The sequence below is a fragment of the Streptomyces sp. NPDC101194 genome (assembly GCF_044767885.1).
Lineage (GTDB): Bacteria > Actinomycetota > Actinomycetes > Streptomycetales > Streptomycetaceae > Streptomyces.
Genome location: NZ_JBIWOS010000007.1, coordinates 420,921 through 439,218, shown reverse-complemented (window position 1 = coordinate 439,218; position 18,298 = coordinate 420,921). Strand labels below are relative to the sequence as shown.

Annotated in this window: 15 protein-coding genes; 10 read left to right on the top strand and 5 right to left on the bottom strand. The window is 69.8% G+C overall.

Annotated features, from left to right (window positions below):
* From ACIRP2_RS26710 to ACIRP2_RS26670, 9 genes are all read left to right on the top strand, one after another.
* Positions 1-1,625, top strand: a 1,625-nt coding sequence (locus ACIRP2_RS26710; protein WP_404254412.1) for a peptidase C14, incomplete at its 5' end; no start/stop codon positions are given.
* A 194-nt stretch (positions 1,626-1,819) separates the two neighbouring features.
* On the top strand, positions 1,820-3,076 hold the full coding sequence (locus ACIRP2_RS26705; RefSeq protein ID WP_404254410.1) for a Gfo/Idh/MocA family protein: 1,257 nt from the start codon (positions 1,820-1,822) through the stop codon (positions 3,074-3,076).
* Between the two features lie 83 nt (positions 3,077-3,159).
* Positions 3,160-4,416, top strand: a complete 1,257-nt coding sequence (locus ACIRP2_RS26700) for an ABC transporter substrate-binding protein (RefSeq protein WP_404254408.1) — start codon at positions 3,160-3,162, stop codon at positions 4,414-4,416.
* Between the two features lie 105 nt (positions 4,417-4,521).
* A complete protein-coding gene (locus tag ACIRP2_RS26695; protein ID WP_404254406.1) occupies positions 4,522-5,427 on the top strand; it encodes a carbohydrate ABC transporter permease in 906 nt (301 codons plus the stop codon).
* A 2-nt stretch (positions 5,428-5,429) separates the two neighbouring features.
* Positions 5,430-6,377, top strand: coding sequence for a carbohydrate ABC transporter permease (locus ACIRP2_RS26690; RefSeq protein WP_404254404.1), 948 nt, complete (start codon positions 5,430-5,432; stop codon positions 6,375-6,377).
* A gap of 6 nt (positions 6,378-6,383) precedes the next feature.
* Complete coding sequence (locus tag ACIRP2_RS26685; RefSeq protein WP_404254402.1) at positions 6,384-7,412, top strand: NAD-dependent epimerase/dehydratase family protein; 1,029 nt, start codon at positions 6,384-6,386, stop codon at positions 7,410-7,412.
* Positions 7,413-7,420: 8 nt separating this feature from the next.
* Positions 7,421-8,476 carry a dihydrodipicolinate synthase family protein gene (locus tag ACIRP2_RS26680; RefSeq protein WP_404254400.1) on the top strand — a complete coding sequence of 352 codons (1,056 nt, stop codon included), beginning with the start codon at positions 7,421-7,423 and terminating at the stop codon, positions 8,474-8,476.
* Positions 8,460-9,482 carry a hydroxyacid dehydrogenase gene (locus ACIRP2_RS26675; protein ID WP_404254398.1) on the top strand — a complete coding sequence of 341 codons (1,023 nt, stop codon included), beginning with the start codon at positions 8,460-8,462 and terminating at the stop codon, positions 9,480-9,482. The genes ACIRP2_RS26680 and ACIRP2_RS26675 overlap by 17 nt, the downstream gene beginning before the upstream one ends.
* 69 nt (positions 9,483-9,551) lie before the next feature.
* On the top strand, positions 9,552-10,400 hold the full coding sequence (locus ACIRP2_RS26670) for a fumarylacetoacetate hydrolase family protein (RefSeq protein ID WP_404254396.1): 849 nt from the start codon (positions 9,552-9,554) through the stop codon (positions 10,398-10,400).
* Between the two features lie 24 nt (positions 10,401-10,424).
* Here ACIRP2_RS26670 and ACIRP2_RS26665 read toward each other — a convergent pair whose 3' ends face one another.
* The 5 genes from ACIRP2_RS26665 to ACIRP2_RS26645 all read right to left on the bottom strand — a co-directional run bounded on the left by ACIRP2_RS26665 (position 10,425) and on the right by ACIRP2_RS26645 (position 16,891).
* The gene (locus ACIRP2_RS26665) at positions 10,425-12,131 is read right to left on the bottom strand and encodes a flavin monoamine oxidase family protein (RefSeq protein WP_404254394.1); all 1,707 of its coding nucleotides are present in this window, start codon (positions 12,129-12,131) and stop codon (positions 10,425-10,427) included.
* A gap of 50 nt (positions 12,132-12,181) precedes the next feature.
* Positions 12,182-12,979, bottom strand: a complete 798-nt coding sequence (locus ACIRP2_RS26660) for a carbon-nitrogen hydrolase family protein (protein ID WP_404254392.1) — start codon at positions 12,977-12,979, stop codon at positions 12,182-12,184.
* A 223-nt stretch (positions 12,980-13,202) separates the two neighbouring features.
* On the bottom strand, positions 13,203-13,658 hold the full coding sequence (locus ACIRP2_RS26655) for an Lrp/AsnC family transcriptional regulator (protein ID WP_404254390.1): 456 nt from the start codon (positions 13,656-13,658) through the stop codon (positions 13,203-13,205).
* 111 nt (positions 13,659-13,769) lie between these two features.
* Positions 13,770-15,227: an aldehyde dehydrogenase family protein gene (locus ACIRP2_RS26650; protein ID WP_404254388.1), complete on the bottom strand. Its 1,458-nt coding sequence runs from the start codon at positions 15,225-15,227 to the stop codon at positions 13,770-13,772.
* 197 nt (positions 15,228-15,424) lie between these two features.
* Positions 15,425-16,891 carry a GuaB1 family IMP dehydrogenase-related protein gene (locus tag ACIRP2_RS26645; protein WP_404254386.1) on the bottom strand — a complete coding sequence of 489 codons (1,467 nt, stop codon included), beginning with the start codon at positions 16,889-16,891 and terminating at the stop codon, positions 15,425-15,427.
* Positions 16,892-17,195: 304 nt separating this feature from the next.
* Between ACIRP2_RS26645 and ACIRP2_RS26640 the strand changes: the two genes are divergently transcribed.
* Positions 17,196-18,218 carry a terpene cyclase gene (locus tag ACIRP2_RS26640; protein ID WP_404254384.1) on the top strand — a complete coding sequence of 341 codons (1,023 nt, stop codon included), beginning with the start codon at positions 17,196-17,198 and terminating at the stop codon, positions 18,216-18,218.
* Positions 18,219-18,298 lie beyond the last annotated feature (80 nt).

Sequence of the window (18,298 nt, the reverse complement as noted above, 5' to 3'; positions counted from 1 at the left end):
ACCGCATACACACCGAAGGCATCGAGAAGAACACCCACGACAACCCCTTCGGCGCCGTCCTCTCCTTCCGCGGCACCGTCACCGACACCACCGTCGAACACACCCTGAGCGCGGCGATGCCGGACCTCTCGGACCTGTTCGAGGTGGGCGACTCGTCGAAGTTCGCCGTCGGCCAGTGGTGGGCCGTGGAGATCAACGCCCTGGCGGGGAAGTACGAGAAGGAGATCCAGCGCCTCGTCCAGGTGACCGATGTCGTCGACTCGACGCACATCAGGGTCAACTACCAGATCGGCTGGGACCTGGCCGCCGGCCGCACCCTCACCTGGACCCGGATCGAACCCGTCGACCGCGCCCATGTCCGCAACATGGTCTTCGAGGGCTGGGGCGACGACGAGATGACCGGCTCGCACCCGGTCGCGTACGAGTACGCGGTCCGCTGCGACGTCTCCGGCATCGAGGCGATCGGCACCTTCTGGCCGGTCGTGATGCGTCGCTGGTGCACGTACTACCGCACCGAGCAGTGCTCGCTGACCAACCCCAAGTCCGTCACGTACGGCGGCGCGGGCTACCTCACCCAGCAGATCTACTGCCTGTACGGGCACGTCGAGGACTGTCACACCTCCAACGCCCGCCACCTCAACGACTTCACGGCCTCCGCCTACTGCTATGTCACCAACTGCCACGGCGACGGCGACGACGAGGGCCCGTTCGTGACGCACGGCCAGTTCGAGCACGACCTCGTCTACACCGGCAACTCCGGCCTGATGACGTTCGCCAACTCCGGTGCCGCCTGGGGCGGCAGGGCCAAGCGGATCACGGTACGCCGGCACGCCTGCTCCTGGTTCGTGGCCCGGGTCAAGATCACCGATCTGACCCTGGAGGACGTCCTGGTCATCGGCAAGAAGTCGCTCGCCGGCTCCGGAATGCTCTGGGTCAACGCCGACGGTGTGCAGATGCGCGGCTGTTCGGCCACCGGTCCGCTGATCGTCTCCCGGGCCTCGGACCTCTCCGCCCGCCCCAATGTGATCGCCGACTCCTCGTTCGCGTTCGCGGCGGGCGCGGAGATCACCCAGGCCAATGTCACCGCTCCGCTCACCATCCAGCGCAGCGTCCTGAAGGGCGTCGACGGCGCGGTCCTCAACGGCACCGGCCCGCTCACCCTGGACCAGTGCACGCTGACCGGCTCCAAGGACACCGCCCCGGTCTCGCTCGCGCACGCCGACATCACCGTCCTCGGCGGCGAACTCCGCGACTCCGGGCTGAAACTGACCTCGTCCAAGGACCAGCGACTGCGCATCGACGGCACGCGGCTGACCGGCACCAACAAGGACGGCGCCCTGCTGGCCCGCACCGGCTCCGGACGGACCGTCGACTGGCAGCTGACCGGCCTCGACTCGACCGCGCCCAAGGGCACCGCCCATGTGCTGGTCACCGAGGGCCCCAACCGCTACCGGGCCACCGGCTCCACCTTCACCGGCGGACGGCTCGAACTGCGGCCCGCGGCGTTCGGCGGCACCACCAGCCATCTGCTGCACACCGGCTGCGTCGAGGACGGCACCGAACGCACCGCGCTGCCCGACGAAGGCGACCGGGTCGCCCACACCGCGGCGACGCTGCGCTTCTGACCACGTGGGACCTCTCGCCTGAATCATGCCGGGCCCGCGGGGGTCGGCTCGCGCGCTCGCGGCGGCATCGCCGGTCGTCATGGCTCCTTCCCCGAGCTCCCGGCTGCGTCCTGCGGTCGCGCGCACCGGCCCCCGCTCCCCGATCCGGCCCGATCCGGACAAAAGCCCCAACCCATCGAGTACCAGGGATTCACGTGTCCACGCATACCCCGATCACCGGCCGGCCCGTCCGGGTCGCACTCGTCGGCGCCGGCAACCGCGGTCTGACGTACGCCGAGTGGATCAAGGCGCACCCCGAGCGCGCCGAACTCGTCGCCGTCGCCGATCCGCGCCCCGCGGCGCGGGCCGCCGCCGGCGCACCCGTCGAGTTCGACGACTGGCGGCCGCTCGTCGACAACCGCATCGCCGACGCCGTCGTCGTCGCCACCCAGGACCGTTTCCACGTGGAGCCGGTACTGGCCCTGGCCGAGGCCGGATACGCGATCCTCGCCGAGAAGCCGCTCGCCCCGACCGAGGACGAGACCCGGCGGATCGTCGAGGGTGTGGAGCGGGCCGGGGTCCTCTTCGCCGTGTGCCACGTCATGCGGTACACCCCGTACACCGATCTGGTGAAGGAGGTCGTGGACTCCGGCGTGCTCGGTCAGCTGGTCTCCCTCGACCATCTGGAGCCGGTCGGCTGGTGGCACTACGCCCACAGCTATGTACGCGGGCCGTGGCGCAGCGAGAAGGACTCCTCGCCGATGCTGCTCGCCAAGTCCTGCCACGACCTGGACTGGATCACGTACGTCATGGGCGGCCGGATCGAACAGGTCACGAGCTTCGGCGGGCTGAAGCACTTCCGGCCCGAGAACGCTCCGGCCGGGTCCGCCGACCGCTGTCTGGACTGTGCGGTCGAGTCCGACTGCCCGTACAGCGCGCTGAAGCTGTACATGCCGACGCTGCGCGAGAAGGGCGCCGTCTGGCCGGTCACCCACGTCACCGAGGCGACCGACGAGGCCGGCCTCGTGCAGGCGCTGCGCGAGGGGCCGTACGGCGTCTGCGCGTACCGCAGCGACAACGACGTGGTGGACCACCAGGTCCTGGCGATGCAGCTGACGGACGGGGTGACCGCGACCTTCCAGATGGTGGCGTTCACCGAGCAGACGCATCGGCAGACCCGGATCTTCGGCTCTCACGGCTGGCTCATCGGTGACGGCGAGCGGGTCACGGTGCAGGACTTCCGGACCGGCGAGTCCACCGTCCACGAACTCGGCGCGTCCGGGTCGAACGCGGCCGACGGGCACGGCGGCGGGGACGCCGCGCTCGTGGAGGCGTTCGTCACCGCCGTCGCCACCGGTGACGCCGGGGCCGTCCGCTCCGGTCCCGCCACCTCGCTCGGCAGCCATCTCGCGGCGTTCGCCGCGGAACGTGCCCGGCACACCGGCACCGTCCAGACGGTACCGGCGCAGTGACTCCCCCTGAAGGGCCTGTCGTTCGGACCGGACCGGGCTCACCCTCTTCCCGCCCCACCCTCACGTCCTCGGAGGACCACCTCATGTCCCGTCACCTCACCCGCCGTTCCAGAGTCCGCGCCATGGCCGCCCCCGTGGTGGCGACCGCGCTCGCCGCCGGTGTGCTGGCCGGCTGCTCCGGCAGCGGCAGCGACGACAACACCGTCACCATGTGGACCTACCCCGTCATCTTCGACGAGGCCAAGAACAAGGCGTACTGGGACGGCCTGATCAAGGCGTTCGAGAAGGAGCACTCGGGTGTCAAGGTGAAGGTGGAGACCTTCCCGTGGGCCAACCGCGACACCGCGCTGGCCACCGCGATCGCCTCCGGCAAGGGCCCTGATGCGGTCTACCTGATCCCGGACCAGCTGCCGAAGTACGCCAGGAGCATCGTCCCGGCCGACGAGTACATGCCGTCCGAGGCCAAGTCGGACTACACGGACTTCGCTCTGAAGTCCGTCACGGTCGACGGCAAGGCGCTCGCCACCCCGGTCCTGACCAGCGCGAACCCGCTGATCTGCGACAAGCGGGTGTTCGCCGCGATCGGCGAGAAGAACTACCCGACGAGCTGGGCGGACCTTCAGGCGCTGGCCCCGAAGCTGAAGAAGAAGGGCTACTACGCCACCACCTACTACGGCGACACCCAGCAGACCCTGAACATGACGTTCTACCCGCTGCTGTGGCAGGCCGGCGGCGACGTCTTCTCCGAGGACGGCAAGACCGTCACCTTCAACGACGCCGCCGGCGTCAAGGCCCTGACGTACCTGAAGAAGCTCGTCGACGGCGGCTACACCGACAGGGACCTGGTCACCACCACGCCCAAGCTGGAGCAGACCCCGACCGCCAAGGGCAAGATCGCCTGCACCTGGCAGAACACCCCGGCGGACGTCGAGCCGTTCTGGGGCAAGGAGAACATCGTCGTCCAGCCGCCGCTGAAGGACGTCAAGTCGGTCGGCTACGGCACGGTCGGCGCACTGTCGATGCTGAAGGGCGCCGACAAGAAGAACACCGGCGACTGGCTGAACTTCGTCGCCGAGTCGAAGAACGCGGCCGGCCTGCAGAAGACCGCGGGCTACTTCCCGGCCCGCAAGTCCGGCGGCGACCTGTACCCGGACGACGCCCTGCAGACGGCGGTCGGCGCCACGCTGCCGAGCATGACCGTGGGCCCGCTCCAGGACAAGGCCCGTGAGGTCCAGGGCGTCCTCGCACCCGAGATCCAGGCGGCACTGCTGGGCAAGAAGAGCCCGCAGGAAGCACTGAACGCCGCGCAGAAGGCCGCTCAGGCAATGCTCGGCCGCTGATCGGGCGCGGTTGCGGGATCCGGCCGCACCCGGATCCCGCAACCGCGCTCCCCGGGGGCCACGCCCCCGACCTCCCGCAATCCCCCGTACCGCAAGGAGATCCCCGTGGCAGTCGTCGCGGAACCCACCCGCCGGGGCCGTCGCAGCGGGCCGCAGGCGCGCCGCGAGGCCCGGATCGGCCTGCTCTTCGTCCTTCCGTGTTTCCTGCTCTTCCTCGCCTTCCGGTTCGGTCCGGGCGTCGCCGGTGTGCTGATGAGCTTCACCGACTACACCCTCACGGGCGGTGGCAGCTTCGTCGGGCTCGACAACTTCACCCGTCTCTGGGACGACCCGCTGTTCTGGCAGGCGCTGAAGGTCACCGTCCTCTACACCGTGCTCGCGGTGCCGGGCACGCTGATCGCGTCGGTGTCCCTGGCGCTGATCACCCGCCGCGCGTTCCGCGGCGCCAAGTTCTTCCGGTCGGTGTTCTTCCTGCCGGTCGTCACCTCGCTGGTGCTGGCCGCCACCGTCTTCGTCTGGATCTTCTCGACCGGCGGGCCGTGGTCCACCCTGATGGGCTGGTTCGGGATGTCCGAGGGCTCCTGGCTCTCCGACGACGTGCTGGTGCTGCCCGCCCTCGCGATCGTCGGCGTCTGGTCCCGCTTCGGGTACGGGATGCTCATCCTGCTGGCCCGTATGCAGGACATCCCGCGTGAGCTGGAGGAGGCGGCGCTCACCGACGGCGCGGGCCCCTGGCAGCGGTTCCGGTACATCGTGCTGCCACAGCTCAAGCCCGCCCTGTTCTTCCTCGCCGTGATCGAGACGACGGCCTCGTTCCAGGTCTTCGACGCGGTCTACACCATGACCGGCGGCGGCCCCGCCAATGCCAGTTACACGCTCGTCTTCCAGCTCTACGACGCGGGCTTCAAGTACTTCGACCTGGGCTACGCCTCCGCCATCGGCGTCGCGCTCTTCGCGCTGACCGTGGTCGTCGCAATGATCCAGCGGCTCGTGATCGGGAAGGACCAGTGACCATGACCACAGCACCCGAGAAGACCGAGACCCCGCCAGCCCCGGAGGTGCCCGCGGCCCTCGACCGGGCCACGCGCCGCACCGAACGCAGACTGCGCAAGCTGTCGGAGCAGGACACCGTCCCGCACGGCATGCGCCCCACCCGGGCCGGCCGGATCGGCCGCGCCGTGCTCCTCACGGTGGCCGCGATCGTGACGATCTTCCCGTTCTACGCGATGGTCGTACTCTCCCTGAAACCGTCCGCGGCGGTCGAGTTCCCCGGCAGTCTGCTGCCCTGGCCGCTCACCGGTCAGGCGTACGACACCGTCATGAACTCCCAGGACGTACCGCGCTGGCTGTTCAACACGCTGATCTACTCCGTCGTCTCCGTCGTCGGCGTGCTGCTGCTCGCCTCGCTCGCCGGGTACGCCTTCGCCAAGAAGCGCTTCCCGGGCCGGGAGACGATGTTCTGGTCGTTCCTGTCGATGGTGATGGTCCCCTACCACGTCACGATGATCCCCACCTTCGCGATGATCGCGAAGCTGGGCGGCGTGGACACCTACTGGGGTCTGATCGTGCCGACCCTGGCCAACGCCCAGGCCGTCTTCCTGATGCGGCAGTTCATCCAGGGCCTGCCGGACGAACTGTTCGAGGCCGCCCGCCTCGACGGCTGCAACGAATGGCAGATCTTCTACCGGATCGTGCTCCCGCTGCTGAAGCCGATCCTGGCCACACTCGGCGTCTTCGTCTTCCTGTGGCACTGGAACGACTTCCTGTGGCCGCTGGTCATCGGCCAGTCCACCGACATGCGCACCCTCACCGTCGGCATCGCCTCGCTCCAGCAGCAGAACGTGCCGCTCAACGTGGTGCTCTCCGGCTCCGTCATCGCGTTCGTGCCCATCTTCGCCGCATACATGGTGGGCCAGCGCTACTTCACCGAGGGCGTCACCGCGTCCGGAATCAAGGGATAGCAACCAATGTTCACCGATGAGGCCGCGCTCGAAGAGCGGCTCGCCACCCCCACCCCCGCCCTCGTCACCGACCTCGGCCAACTCGAAGGCGACCTGCTGGTGCTCGGCGCCGGCGGCAAAATGGGCCCCAGCCTCTGCCGCCTCGCCCGCCGCGCACTCGACGCCGCCGGCCGCCAGGACGTGACCGTATACGCCGTCTCCCGCTGGTCCGACAAGTCCGCCGCCGACGAACTGGAGGCCGCCGGAGTCTCCACCGTCGCCTTCGACCTCATGGACCCGGCCGCCGATCTGGCCGAACTGCCCGACGCCGGGAACGTCGTCTTCATGGTCGGCGCCAAATTCGGCTCCGCCGGAGCCCCCTCACACGCCTGGGCCGTCAACGCCGCCATGCCCGACCGGGTGGCCCGCCGCTGGCCGGACGCGCGGATCGCCGCATTCTCCACCGGCAACGTCTACCCGCTCGTGCCCGTCTCCTCCGGTGGCTGCACCGAGAACGACCCCGTCGGACCGGTCGGCGAGTACGCCATGTCATGCCTCGGCCGCGAACGGATCTTCGGCCACGCGGCGCTGACCCGTGGCACCAGGGTCGCCAACATCCGCCTCAACTACGCGGTCGACCTGCGCTACGGCGTACTCGCCGACATCGCCCACCGCGTCCAGGCAGGCGAGCCCGTCGACGTGACGACCGGTCACGCCAATGTGGTCTGGCAGGGATACGCCAACGAAGTCGCCCTGCGCTCGCTGCTGCACGCCACCGACGGCGAGGCGTTCACCCTCAACCTCACCGGCCCCGAGACCGCCTCCGTGCGCCGCATCGCCCAGTGGTTCGGCGAGGAATTCGGCAAGGAGCCGGTCCTCGCCGGCTCGGAGGCGCCCACCGCGCTGCTCTCCGACGCAAGCCGCTGCCACGCCCTGTTCGGCTACCCCGACGTCACCCTGCGCACCCTCGTCGAATGGCAGGCCGACTGGCTGCGCCGCGGGCTGCCGCTGTCCGGCAAGCCCACCAAGTTCCAGGTCCGCGACGGAAGGTTCTGATCCACTCCATGTCCACTCCCTCCCCCGCGCCGACCCCCGCCCTGGACGCGCTCGCCCGCGGTGCCGTGATCCCCGCCCACCCGCTGGCCCTGCACGCCGACGGCTCCTTCGACGAGCGCCGCCAGCGCGCGCTGACCCGCTACTACCTCGCCTCCGGCGCGGGCGGGGTCGCCGTCGCTGTCCACACCACCCAGTTCGAGATCCGCGAACCGGACATCGGCCTGTTCCGGCCGGTCCTGGAGCTGGCCGCCGAGACGATCGACGCCGAGGCCGGCCGGCCGTTCATCAAGGTCGCCGGGGCCTGCGGGTACACCGCGCAGGCCGTCGCCGAGGCCGAGACCGCCGCCGCCCTCGGCTACGACGCGGTGCTGCTCAGCCCGGCCGTGCCCGGCGCGGACGAGAAGGGTCTGCTGGACCGGGCCAGGGCGGTCGGCGAAGTACTGCCGGTGATCGGCTTCTATCTCCAGGAGGCCGTCGGCGGGCGGTACCTGTCGCCGGGCTTCTGGTCCGCGTTCACCGATCTGCCGAACACGGTCGCGGTGAAGATCGCCCCGTTCGACCGGTACCGCACGGCCGATGTCGTACGGGCGGTGGCCGCCGCGGACCGGGCCGACGAGGTGGCCCTGTACACCGGCAACGACGACGACATCATCGGTGATCTGCTCACCCCGTACGAGACGGCGGCCGGTACACCACGCTGGTTCGCGGGCGGCCTGCTCGGTCAGTGGGCCGTGTGGACGAGCTCCGCGGTGACGCTCCTCGACGACGTCCGCAGGGCGCGCGGCGGGGACCACGAGGCGATGGTGCGCGTTCTGGCGCGTCGCTCCGAGCTGACCGATGCCAACAGCGCGGTCTTCGATGTGCGCGGAGCGTTCCGCGGCTGCATCGCCGGGGTGCACGAAGTACTGCACCGCCAGGGGCTGTTGGCGAACATCCGGTGCCTCGACCCGGCCGAGACGCTCTCCCCGGGGCAGGCGGAGGAGATCAGCCGGGTGGCCGCGGCCTACCCTTGGCTGACCGATGACGCCTTCGTTGCGGAGCACCTCGATGCCTGGCTCTCCTGATCCTGCCCACCGCTCACGGGTGGTCGTCGCCGTACCGCCGGGCCTGCGGGCGCAGTTCTTCGCCGCCGAGGTCTGGCGGGAGCTGGAGCACGCGGCGGAACTGACGGTTCTGGACAACCACTCCGACCGGGCGGCGGTGGCCGCTGCGCTGCCCGGCGCCCGCGCACTGATCACCTCGTGGCGCGCGCCCACGGTGGACGCCGAACTCCTCGCATCGGCCGACCGGTTGGAACTGGTGGCGCACACCGGTTCGGCGGTCGCGCCCTATGTCACCGAGGAGGTGTTCCGGCGGGGCGTCCTGGTCACCCAGGCGGGGGACGAGATGGCCCGCCCGGTCGCCGAGGTCGCTCTGGCGTTCACGCTCTCGCTGCTCCACCGCGTCCAGCGCTTCGACCACGCCCTGCGCGGCGGGCTGGAGTGGGCGGCGGCGAGCGAGGCCCCGCCGCGCCACGAGATCCACGGCAGCGACATCGGCGTGATCGGCGCCTCCCGCACCGGACGTGCCTACATCGCCCTGGTGCGGGCGATGGGGGCACGGGTCGGCGTCACCGACCCGTACCTCTCCGAGGAGGACGCCGAGACGCTCGGCGTGGAGTCCGTGCCCCTGGAGACGCTGCTGTCCCGCAGCAGGATCGTGGCCGTGCACGCGCCGGTCACCGAGGAGACCCACCGGATGATCGGCGCCGAACAGCTGGCGCTGATGCCGGACGGGGCGGGCCTGGTGAACACCGCCAGGTCGTGGCTGGTCGACGAGGACGCGCTCCTCGCCGAGCTGTCGACCGGACGGCTGGACGCGGCGATCGACGTCTTCGACGCCGAGCCGCTGCCCGTCGGCCACCCCTTCCGTTCCCTGCCCAACGTGCTGCTCACCCCGCACCAGGCGGCGGGCAGTGTCGAGTGCCGGCGGCGGCTCGGCGCGAGCGCCGTCGACGAGGTGCTGCGGCTGCTCTCGGGACGTCCCCCGGTCCACGCCGTCACCGCCGACGCCCTCGTCCGTCTGCACTGAGGACCGTCCCGCGAGGCGGGCCACGTCCGTCTCCCCCCGACCCCCTACCTGTCAGGAGAAGTCACCTCCATGCGACTGATGCGCATCGGTGAACCGGGCCACGAGCGCCCCGTCGCCATCTGCCCCGAGGGCCGTCACCACGATCTGTCCGGCATCACCGACGACATCGACGGCGCGTTCCTCGCCGCGCTCGCCGACCGTCCGAACCTGGTGCCCACCGAGCCGGCGCTCCCCGGGATCGACATCACCGGTCAGCGGATCGGCGCCCCGGTGGCCCGCCCCTCGGCGCTGCTCTGCATCGGCCAGAACTACGCGGCCCACGCGGCGGAGTCGGGCAGCGAGCCGCCCGAGCAGCCGATCCTGTTCTACAAGTCGCCGAACACGATCGTCGGGCCGTACGACGACGTGCTGATCCCGCGCGGCTCGAAGAAGACCGACTGGGAGGTGGAGCTGGCCGTCGTCATCGGCCGTCGTGCCTCCTACCTGGACTCCCCCGCCGACGCCGCCGCGCACATCGCGGGCTACGCCGTCAGCAACGACGTCTCCGAGCGCGCCTTCCAGCTGGAGGAGTCGGGCGGCCAGTGGTCCAAGGGCAAGAGCTGCGCCACCTTCAACCCGCTGGGCCCGGTGCTGGTGACGGCCGACGAGGTCGGCGACCCGCAGCAGCTGCGGCTGCGCAGCTATGTGAACGGGGAGCCGCGGCAGGACTCCAGCACAGCGGACATGATCTTCAGCGTGGCGCATCTGGTGCACCATCTGTCGCAGTATCTGGTGCTGGAGCCCGGCGACGTCATCAACACCGGTACCCCGCAGGGGGTGGCGCTGTCCGGCCGGTTCCCCTACCTGGGCCCCGACGACGTGATGGAGGTCGAGATCTCGGGCCTCGGCCGACAGCGCAGCGTCTGCCGGCCCGCGTAGCACCGAACGGGTCGCGAACCAGCCTCAGTCCTCCGGGAGTTCGACCGGGGCGATGTCGTCGAAGACATCGCCGGGGCCGGGGTTCGTCGCATCGGTCGCGCCGCCGAACTGGGTCATCACACCCCAGACGGCGTTGAGCGCGGTCTGTACGGCGCCCTCGGCCCATCCGGCCGTCCAGGAGATGTCGTCGCCCGCGAGGAACAGGCCCCGCCGGTCGGCGGGCAGCCGGTCCTGCATGAAGTGGGTGAACAGCCGCCGCTGGTAGCGGTAGTGGCCCGGCAGATTGGCCTTGAACGCCCCCATGAACCAGGGCTCGTTCTCCCACGAGACCGTCACCGGGTTGCCGATGACGTGCTTCCTGATGTCGACGTCGGGATAGATCTCGCCGAGCGACTTCAGCATGACGTCCATGCGCTCGTTCGGGGAGAGCGGCAGCCACTTCAGACTGTCGTCGCACCAGGTGTACGAGAGGCAGATGACGGCCGGCCTGTCGGGGCCGTCGTCCAGGAGGTACGTGCCGCGGGTCATCCGGTCGGTGAGCGTCATCGACATGGTGTCCCGCCCGGTCGGCACGCCCTGGTCGTCGACGGCTCCGTCCAGCCAGAACGGCCGGTCGACGGGGACGAACAGCTTGGACGACTCCATGTAGTGGGTGCGCTCCATCGCCGTCCAGTGGTCGATCGGGAAGAGCGCGTCGTCGCAGTCGACCTTCGAGAGCAGCAGCCAGGACTGTCCGGTGAAGATCGCGGCCGGGTACGTGCGGATGTCACCCGTGGTGTCGGTGACGGTGATCCGGTTTCCGGCGGTGCGGTTCAGCCGGGTCACCGCGGGGCGCGGTTCTCCGCCGTGCAGCGAGGACAAGGAGGTGCCGAGCGGCCAGTGGACGATCTTGCGCGGTTCGCGGTCCCAGAGCCGCAGCGGGAGCTGCTGGCTGCCGCCGACGATGCCCCGGTGATGGTCGTCCGCCTCGGTGTAGACGACGCGCAGGATCTCCAGGATGGAGTTGGGGAAGTCGGTGTCCCAGCCGCCGGTACCGAAGCCGACCTGGCCGAAGATCTCCCGGTGCCGGAACGACTTGAAGGCGTCGGAGTCGCAGAGGAACCCGTAGAAGGTCTGGTTGTCGAGCTTCCGGACGAGCTCCGCCCAGATCTCGCGGATGCGCGGCACATCGCGTTCGCGCATCGCGCGGTTCATGTCGGAGAAGTCGGCACCCTCCTCCAGGCACCGGTTCCAGGCGTCCATCACATCGCGGTACACCTGCGGCAGATCGTCGATGGTCCGCGCGTAGTGCGACTCGCCCTTGAGGTCGACGACGGTCGACGGGGTGGCCGGGGACAGCGGGTTGGGGAACGGCTTCGTCTCCAGGCCCACCAGATCGATGTAGTGCTGGAGCGCGGTGGACGACGGCGGGAAGCGCATTGCGCCCATCTCGGCGGTGAGCTGCGGGTCGCAGCCGTCGAACCCGACGGTGCGCAGCCGGCCACCGATCCGGTCCGCCTCGTAGACGACGGGCTTGAGCCCCATCTTCATCAGTTCGTACGCGGCGACGATGCCGGACAGCCCGCCGCCGATGACGGCGACCTCGGTGCCGTGCTCGGTCGCCGGAATCTGCCCGATGCCCGCGGGGTGGGCCAGGAAGTCGTCGTACGCGTACGGGAAGTCCGGCCCGAACATGGTGATCGGCTCGGCGGCGTCGGTGTGCTGGACGGCATTGGGCACCGTGGACGTCATGGGGTACGGACTCCTTGCGCGGAAAGACGGGGTGGAACGGGGCGGCCGGGTCAGACGAGGGAGCCGTACAGGCCGGGGCGGCGGTCGTTCAGATACGGGTTGGCGGCGCGCGACGCGCTCAGGAACTCGGGGTCGACCTCACCGATGACCAGTTCCTCGCCGCGTCCGGCGCGGGTGCGGACGGTGCCGTCGGGGCCGGCCAGGCAGCTCAGCCCGACGAACTCGAACTCGCCCTCCGGGCCGGTCCTGTTGACGTACGCCACGTACAGCTGGCTCTCGAAGGCGCGGACCGGTACGACGGATTCGGCGACGAACTGGAAGGGGTGCATCTGCGCGGTGGGCACCAGCAGCAGATCGGTCCCGGCGAGGGCGTGCGAGCGGACGTTCTCCGGGAACTCGACGTCGTAGCAGATCATGATCCCGACGCGAACGCCGTCCAGTTCGGCCTGCACCACGGTCTGCTCGCCCGGGGTGAACCACTCCTGCTCGAAGCAGCCGAAGAGATGCGTCTTGCGGTAGTTCGCGAGCGCGGCCCCGTCCGGTCCGAGGAGCTGTGCGGCGTTGAAGATCTGCTCGCCCGCGCGCTCCGGGTAGCCGTAGAGGACCGCGAGACCGTGCCGTGCGGCGATCCCGGCGACGGCACGGGCCGACGGCCCGTCGGCCGGCTCGGCCAGCCGGGGCACGTCGGCACCCATCGCGTATCCGGTGAGGAACAGTTCGGGACAGACCAGCAGGCGGGCCCCACTGTCCGCCGCCCGCCGCGCGGCTTCGTCGAGCACCTTGATGTTCTCGTCCACATGGCCGGGTCGTCCGGAACTCTGGAGCAGGGCGGTGCGCAACGGCGGCATGGCTGACCTCGGGGCGGTGCGGGCTGGGCGGGGACGTATCGAAGGTACGGTCCGCCGCTCGGCACGGACAAGGCGCGACCGTTGCGCGTACACCGTCGATCCATTGCGCTCCGGCAGCCTGCCGCGGCGATTCATTGCGCAGGGCGTCTTCCCAGGTCAAGTGGGTGACGCAGGTCTCATTCCCGCCATGTCCCGGCCCGTACGCCCAAGCCGCTCCGCGCCGCTATCCCGGCGACCCCGACGAATACCGCCGCAGCAGCGGCGAGAGCACCAGCACGGACTTCGTCCGCTCCACGTACGGCTCTCCGGCGATCCGTTCGAGCACCTGCTCGAAGTGGCGCATGTCCGCGGCGAAGACCTGCACGAGCGCGTCGGCCTCACCCGTCACGGTGGAGGCCGACGCGATCTCCGGGTACCGCGCCAGTCCCTGCTTGATCGCCTCCGGCGAGGTGTTGCGGCTGCAGTAGATCTCGATGAATCCCTCGGTCTCCCAGCCCAGCGCGGCCGGGTCCACCCGTACCGTGAAGCCGGTGATGGCGCCCTCGGCGCGCAGGCGGTCCACCCGGCGTTTCACGGCGGGCGCGGACAGGCCGATGATCGCGCCGATGTCCGCGTAGGAGCGCCGGGCGTCTTCGGCGAGGGCGTGGACGATGCGTTCGTCGAGGTCGTTCAGGCGCACTTCGGGCGGTTCACTTCTCTGCGATGGTCTGCTTCGGGGGCGGCGTGGGCCGCCCCCGAAGTAGACCACGGCCCCGCGCCGCCGGGCGCGCTCACCGCATCCCGTGACCCGTCAGAACGGGAACTGCGAGCGGCCGTGCTGGACCGAGATCCACTTCTGGCTGGTGAAGGCCTCGACCATCGACTCGCCGTTCAGCCGGCCCAGGCCGGAGCTCTTCTCGCCGCCGAACGGGACGATGGGCTCGTCGTGGACCGTGCCGTCGTTGATGTGGATCATGCCGGTGTGGATCCGCCTGCCGATCCGCACACCGCGCTCGATGTCGCCCGTGTGCACCGCCCCGCTCAGACCGTACGGGGTGTCGTTGGCGATCCGGACCGCCTCGTCCTCCCCGTCGAACGGCACGAGGAGCGCGACCGGCCCGAAGATCTCCTGGGACAGGACGGGGGAATCGGCGGCCAGACCGGTGAGCACGGACGGGCTGACCAGATTGCCGTCCGCCCTGCCGTGCAGCAGGGCCGTCGCCCCGGCCTCCACCGTCTGGTCGACGAGCGAGGAAATGGCCTCGGCCTGCGAGGAGTTGATCAGCGGGCCGATCACGGTCCGCGGGTCGGCCGGGTCGCCGACCGGCAGCGACGCGACCTTGGCGACGAACTTCTCGGTGAACTCCTTCTCCACCGCCCGGTCGACCAGGATGCGGTTCGCGGCCATGCAGACCTGGCCCTGGTGCACGTAACGGCTGAAGACGGCCGCGTCCACGGCGTAGTCCAGATCGGCGTCGTCGAGGACGATGAGCGCGCTGTTGCCGCCGAGTTCGAGCACGGCACGCTTGAGGTGCGCGGCGCACACCGTGGCGACGTGCCGTCCCACCCTGTCCGAGCCGGTGAAGGAGATGACCTGCGGAACGGGGTGTTCCAGCAGTGCGTCACCGATCTCGGCGATGTCGGTGACCACGACGTTCAGGAGCCCGGCCGGCAGCCCCGCCTCCTCGAACACCTTGGCCACCAGCGTGCCGCCGCAGACCGGGGTGTTCTGGTGCGGCTTGAGCACCACCGCGTTGCCCAGCGCCAGCGCGGGGGCGACGGACTTCAGCGAGAGCAGGAACGGGAAGTTGAAGGGGCTGATGACACCCACGACGCCGACGGGCACCCGGTAGACGCGGTTCTCCTTGCCCTCGGTCGGCGAGGGCAGGATCTGCCCGACGGGCCGCAACGCGAGCTGGATCGACTCCCGGAGGAACTCCTTGACGAGATGCAGCTCGAAGGCGGCCTTCAGCCGGGTGCCGCCGAGTTCCGCGACGATCGCGTCGCCGATCTCGGACTCGCGCTCCTCGACGACGCGCAGCGCCCGCTCCAGCACCAGCCGGCGGGCGTACGGGTTGGTGTCGCCCCAGGCCCGCTGGGCGGCCTCGGCGGACCGGTACGCCTGGTCCACCTCCTCGGCCGTGGCGACCGTGATCGAGGCGAGCTTCTCCCCGTTGTACGGATTGAAGTCGATGATGTCCCAGGATCCCTTGCCCGGCCTCCACTCTCCGTCGATGTACTGGTGAGCCAGTTCAGTGAAGAAGGACATGAGATCCCTTACCGCAGAGAGGCGGACAGCTGATTGCGCTTCATGTTACTTACATTTCAATGGGGTTGAAGCGGATCACCACGGGATCCGCAGGCTGTAATCGGACATCCCCGATGCCCGCGACAGCGCCCGGGAACGACGTCGCCCCTCACGGCGCGAACGGCCGTGAGGGGCGACGGTGGTGCGGGACCGCGGGATCAGCTCCAGCTGGCGTGCAGCGGCTTGCCCTCGGCGTAGCCGGCGGCGCTCTGCACCCCGACGACGGCCTTCTCGGCGAACTCCTCCAGGGAGGCCGCCCCGGCGTAGGTGCAGGAGGAGCGGACGCCCGCGATGATCGAGTCGATCAGGTCCTCGACGCCGGGCCGGGCCGGGTCGAGGAACATCCGCGAGGTGGAGATGCCCTCCTCGAAGAGCGCCTTGCGGGCGCGGTCGTACGCCGACTCGTCCGACGTGCGGTTCTTCACCGCACGCGCGGAGGCCATGCCGAAGGACTCCTTGTAGAAGCGGCCGTCGGCGGACTGCTGGAGGTCGCCCGGCGACTCGTACGTACCGGCGAACCAGGAGCCGATCATCACGTTGGACGCGCCCGCGGCGAGCGCCATCGCGACATCGCGCGGGTGACGGACGCCGCCGTCGGCCCAGACGTGCTTGCCGTACTTCCTCGCCTCGGCGGCGCACTCCAGGACGGCGGAGAACTGGGGACGCCCCACGCCGGTCATCATCCGGGTGGTGCACATGGCACCGGGGCCGACGCCCACCTTGATGATGTCCGCGCCGGCCTCGACGAGGTCGCGCACCCCCTCGGCGGCGACGATGTTCCCCGCGACGATCGGCACCTGCGGGTCGAGCCCCCGGACGGCCCTGACCGCGTTGATCATGGACTCCTGGTGGCCGTGGGCGGTGTCCACGACGAGTGTGTCGACACCCGCGTCGAGCAGTTGCTTGGCCTTGCCCGCGACATCGCCGTTGATCCCCACGGCCGCGGCGATCCGCAGCGCGCCGTCGGCGTCGGTGGCGGGGGTGTACAGAGTGGCGCGCAGTGCGGCCTTACGGGTGAGGATGCCGACGAGCCGGCCGTCCGCGTCGACCGCGGGGGCGAGCTTGCGGTGGGCGCCGTCGAGTTTGTTGAACGCTTCGCGCGGGTCGATGTCCGCCTCGAGGAGCACCAGGTCCCTGGACATGACCTCGGAGAGCTGGGTGAAGCGGTCGACGCCGGTCAGGTCGTGGTCGGTGACGACACCGACGGGGCGCCGGTCCTCGTCGACGACGACGCCCGCGCCGTGTGCGCGCTTGGGCAGCAGGGACAACGCGTCGGCGACCGTCTGGCCCGGGGTCAGCACGATCGGCGTGTCCAGTACCAGGTGGCGCGCCTTCACCCAGGAGACGACGTCGGTGACGACCTCGATCGGGATGTCCTGGGGGATGACGACCAGTCCGCCGCGGCGGGCGACCGTTTCGGCCATCCGGCGGCCCGCGATGGCGGTCATGTTCGCGACGACGAGCGGAATGGTGGTGCCGGTGCCGTCGGGCGAGGAGAGATCGACACCCTGGCGAGAACCGACCGCCGAACGGCCCGGAACCATGAAGACATCGTCGTACGTGAGGTCGTACGGGACCGAGGGGGACTCTGTGTAGCGACCGGTACCGGGCTCAAGAAAACGCATAAGTTCATTTTTTCATACGAAACGGAGCAGGTCGCTTCCACGAAGACACAGCAAACGACCCCCGCGCTCGTATGTTCCTCCAAGGGAACCGCGGGAGTCCCGGGCAAGCGGAACCTGCCTTGCTCACGGACCCTACCCGAACGGCGTGCGAATCATTCGCGATCACCTTCCCTGGACCTGGCGACAAAGGGTCGGGTAGCTTCAAACCCGCAGGTCCCGTGGGTCACCACTGCGCCCCGGAGGAACAGGCGGAGGGGTCACAACTTCCGTCACCCGTACGACCGGAGAGGATCACGACCCACCCGTGGAGAGCGAACTGCCGGACATCTACTGCCCGTTCCCCCAGCGGACGAATCCGCACGTCGGGGACACCCGAGTCCATCTCGACAGCTGGATCCGCAACACCGGTCTGGTGCACCGGGATTCAGCCAGGAAGCGCTTCGAGCAGGCGGACTTCGGCGCGTTCGTCGGCATGGTGTACCCGACCGCCGACGGCAAGAACCTCGACCTCGTCGCCGACTGGTTCGTGTGGCTGTTTCTCGTCGACGACCAGCTCGACGACGGACATCTCGGCCGCAGCCCCGAGCGGGTACGTGATGTGGTCGCGGTGATGTGTTCCGTGATCGAGGGCAAGGGCACGGGCTCCCTGCCGGACGAGGACCTTCCCGCCGCCGTGGTGGCCCTGGTCGATCTGTGGGAACGGACGACCCCGGCCGCGGCCGCGCACTGGCGCACCCGGTTCGGCTGGCACCTGACCACGTACCTCTCCACGACCACCACCTGGGAGGCCGGGAACCGGGCGGCGGGCGTGGTGCCGTCCGAGGAGACCTACATCGCCAAGCGCCGCCACACCGGCGCGATACATGTCTGCATGGACCTGATAGAGATCGTGGCCGGGATCGAGGCTCCCGAGTCGATCCACAACGACTCCCGGTTCATCACCGCGCTCGAAGCGTCGTGCAATGTCGTGTGCTGGGCCAACGACGTGTACTCGTACGAGAAGGAACAGGTGCTCGGCGAGATCCACAATCTCGTCCATCTGGTCCGTCACCACCGTGGACACGGCAAGCAGCAGGCGCTCGAACACGTCTGTGCGGAGATCGCCACGGAGACGGAGCGGTTCCTCACCGCCGAGGCCGAACTGCTGGCCGCGTACCCGCAGCTCTCCTGGATGCTCACGCCGTACCTGGACGGGATGCGGAGCTGGATGCGCGGCAATCTGGACTGGTCGCGGCAGACGCCCCGCTACAACCCGGCCGATGTGAGCCAGTACACGGCACCGGAACAGTATCTGGAGTCGACGGTCCTGGGCTCGGCCCGGGACTGATCCCGGACCGGATGCCCGCCCGGACAGCTCACCGACTGTCCGGGTCGGTCCCGTGGCGTCGACGGGCGGCCCCGGTGCGG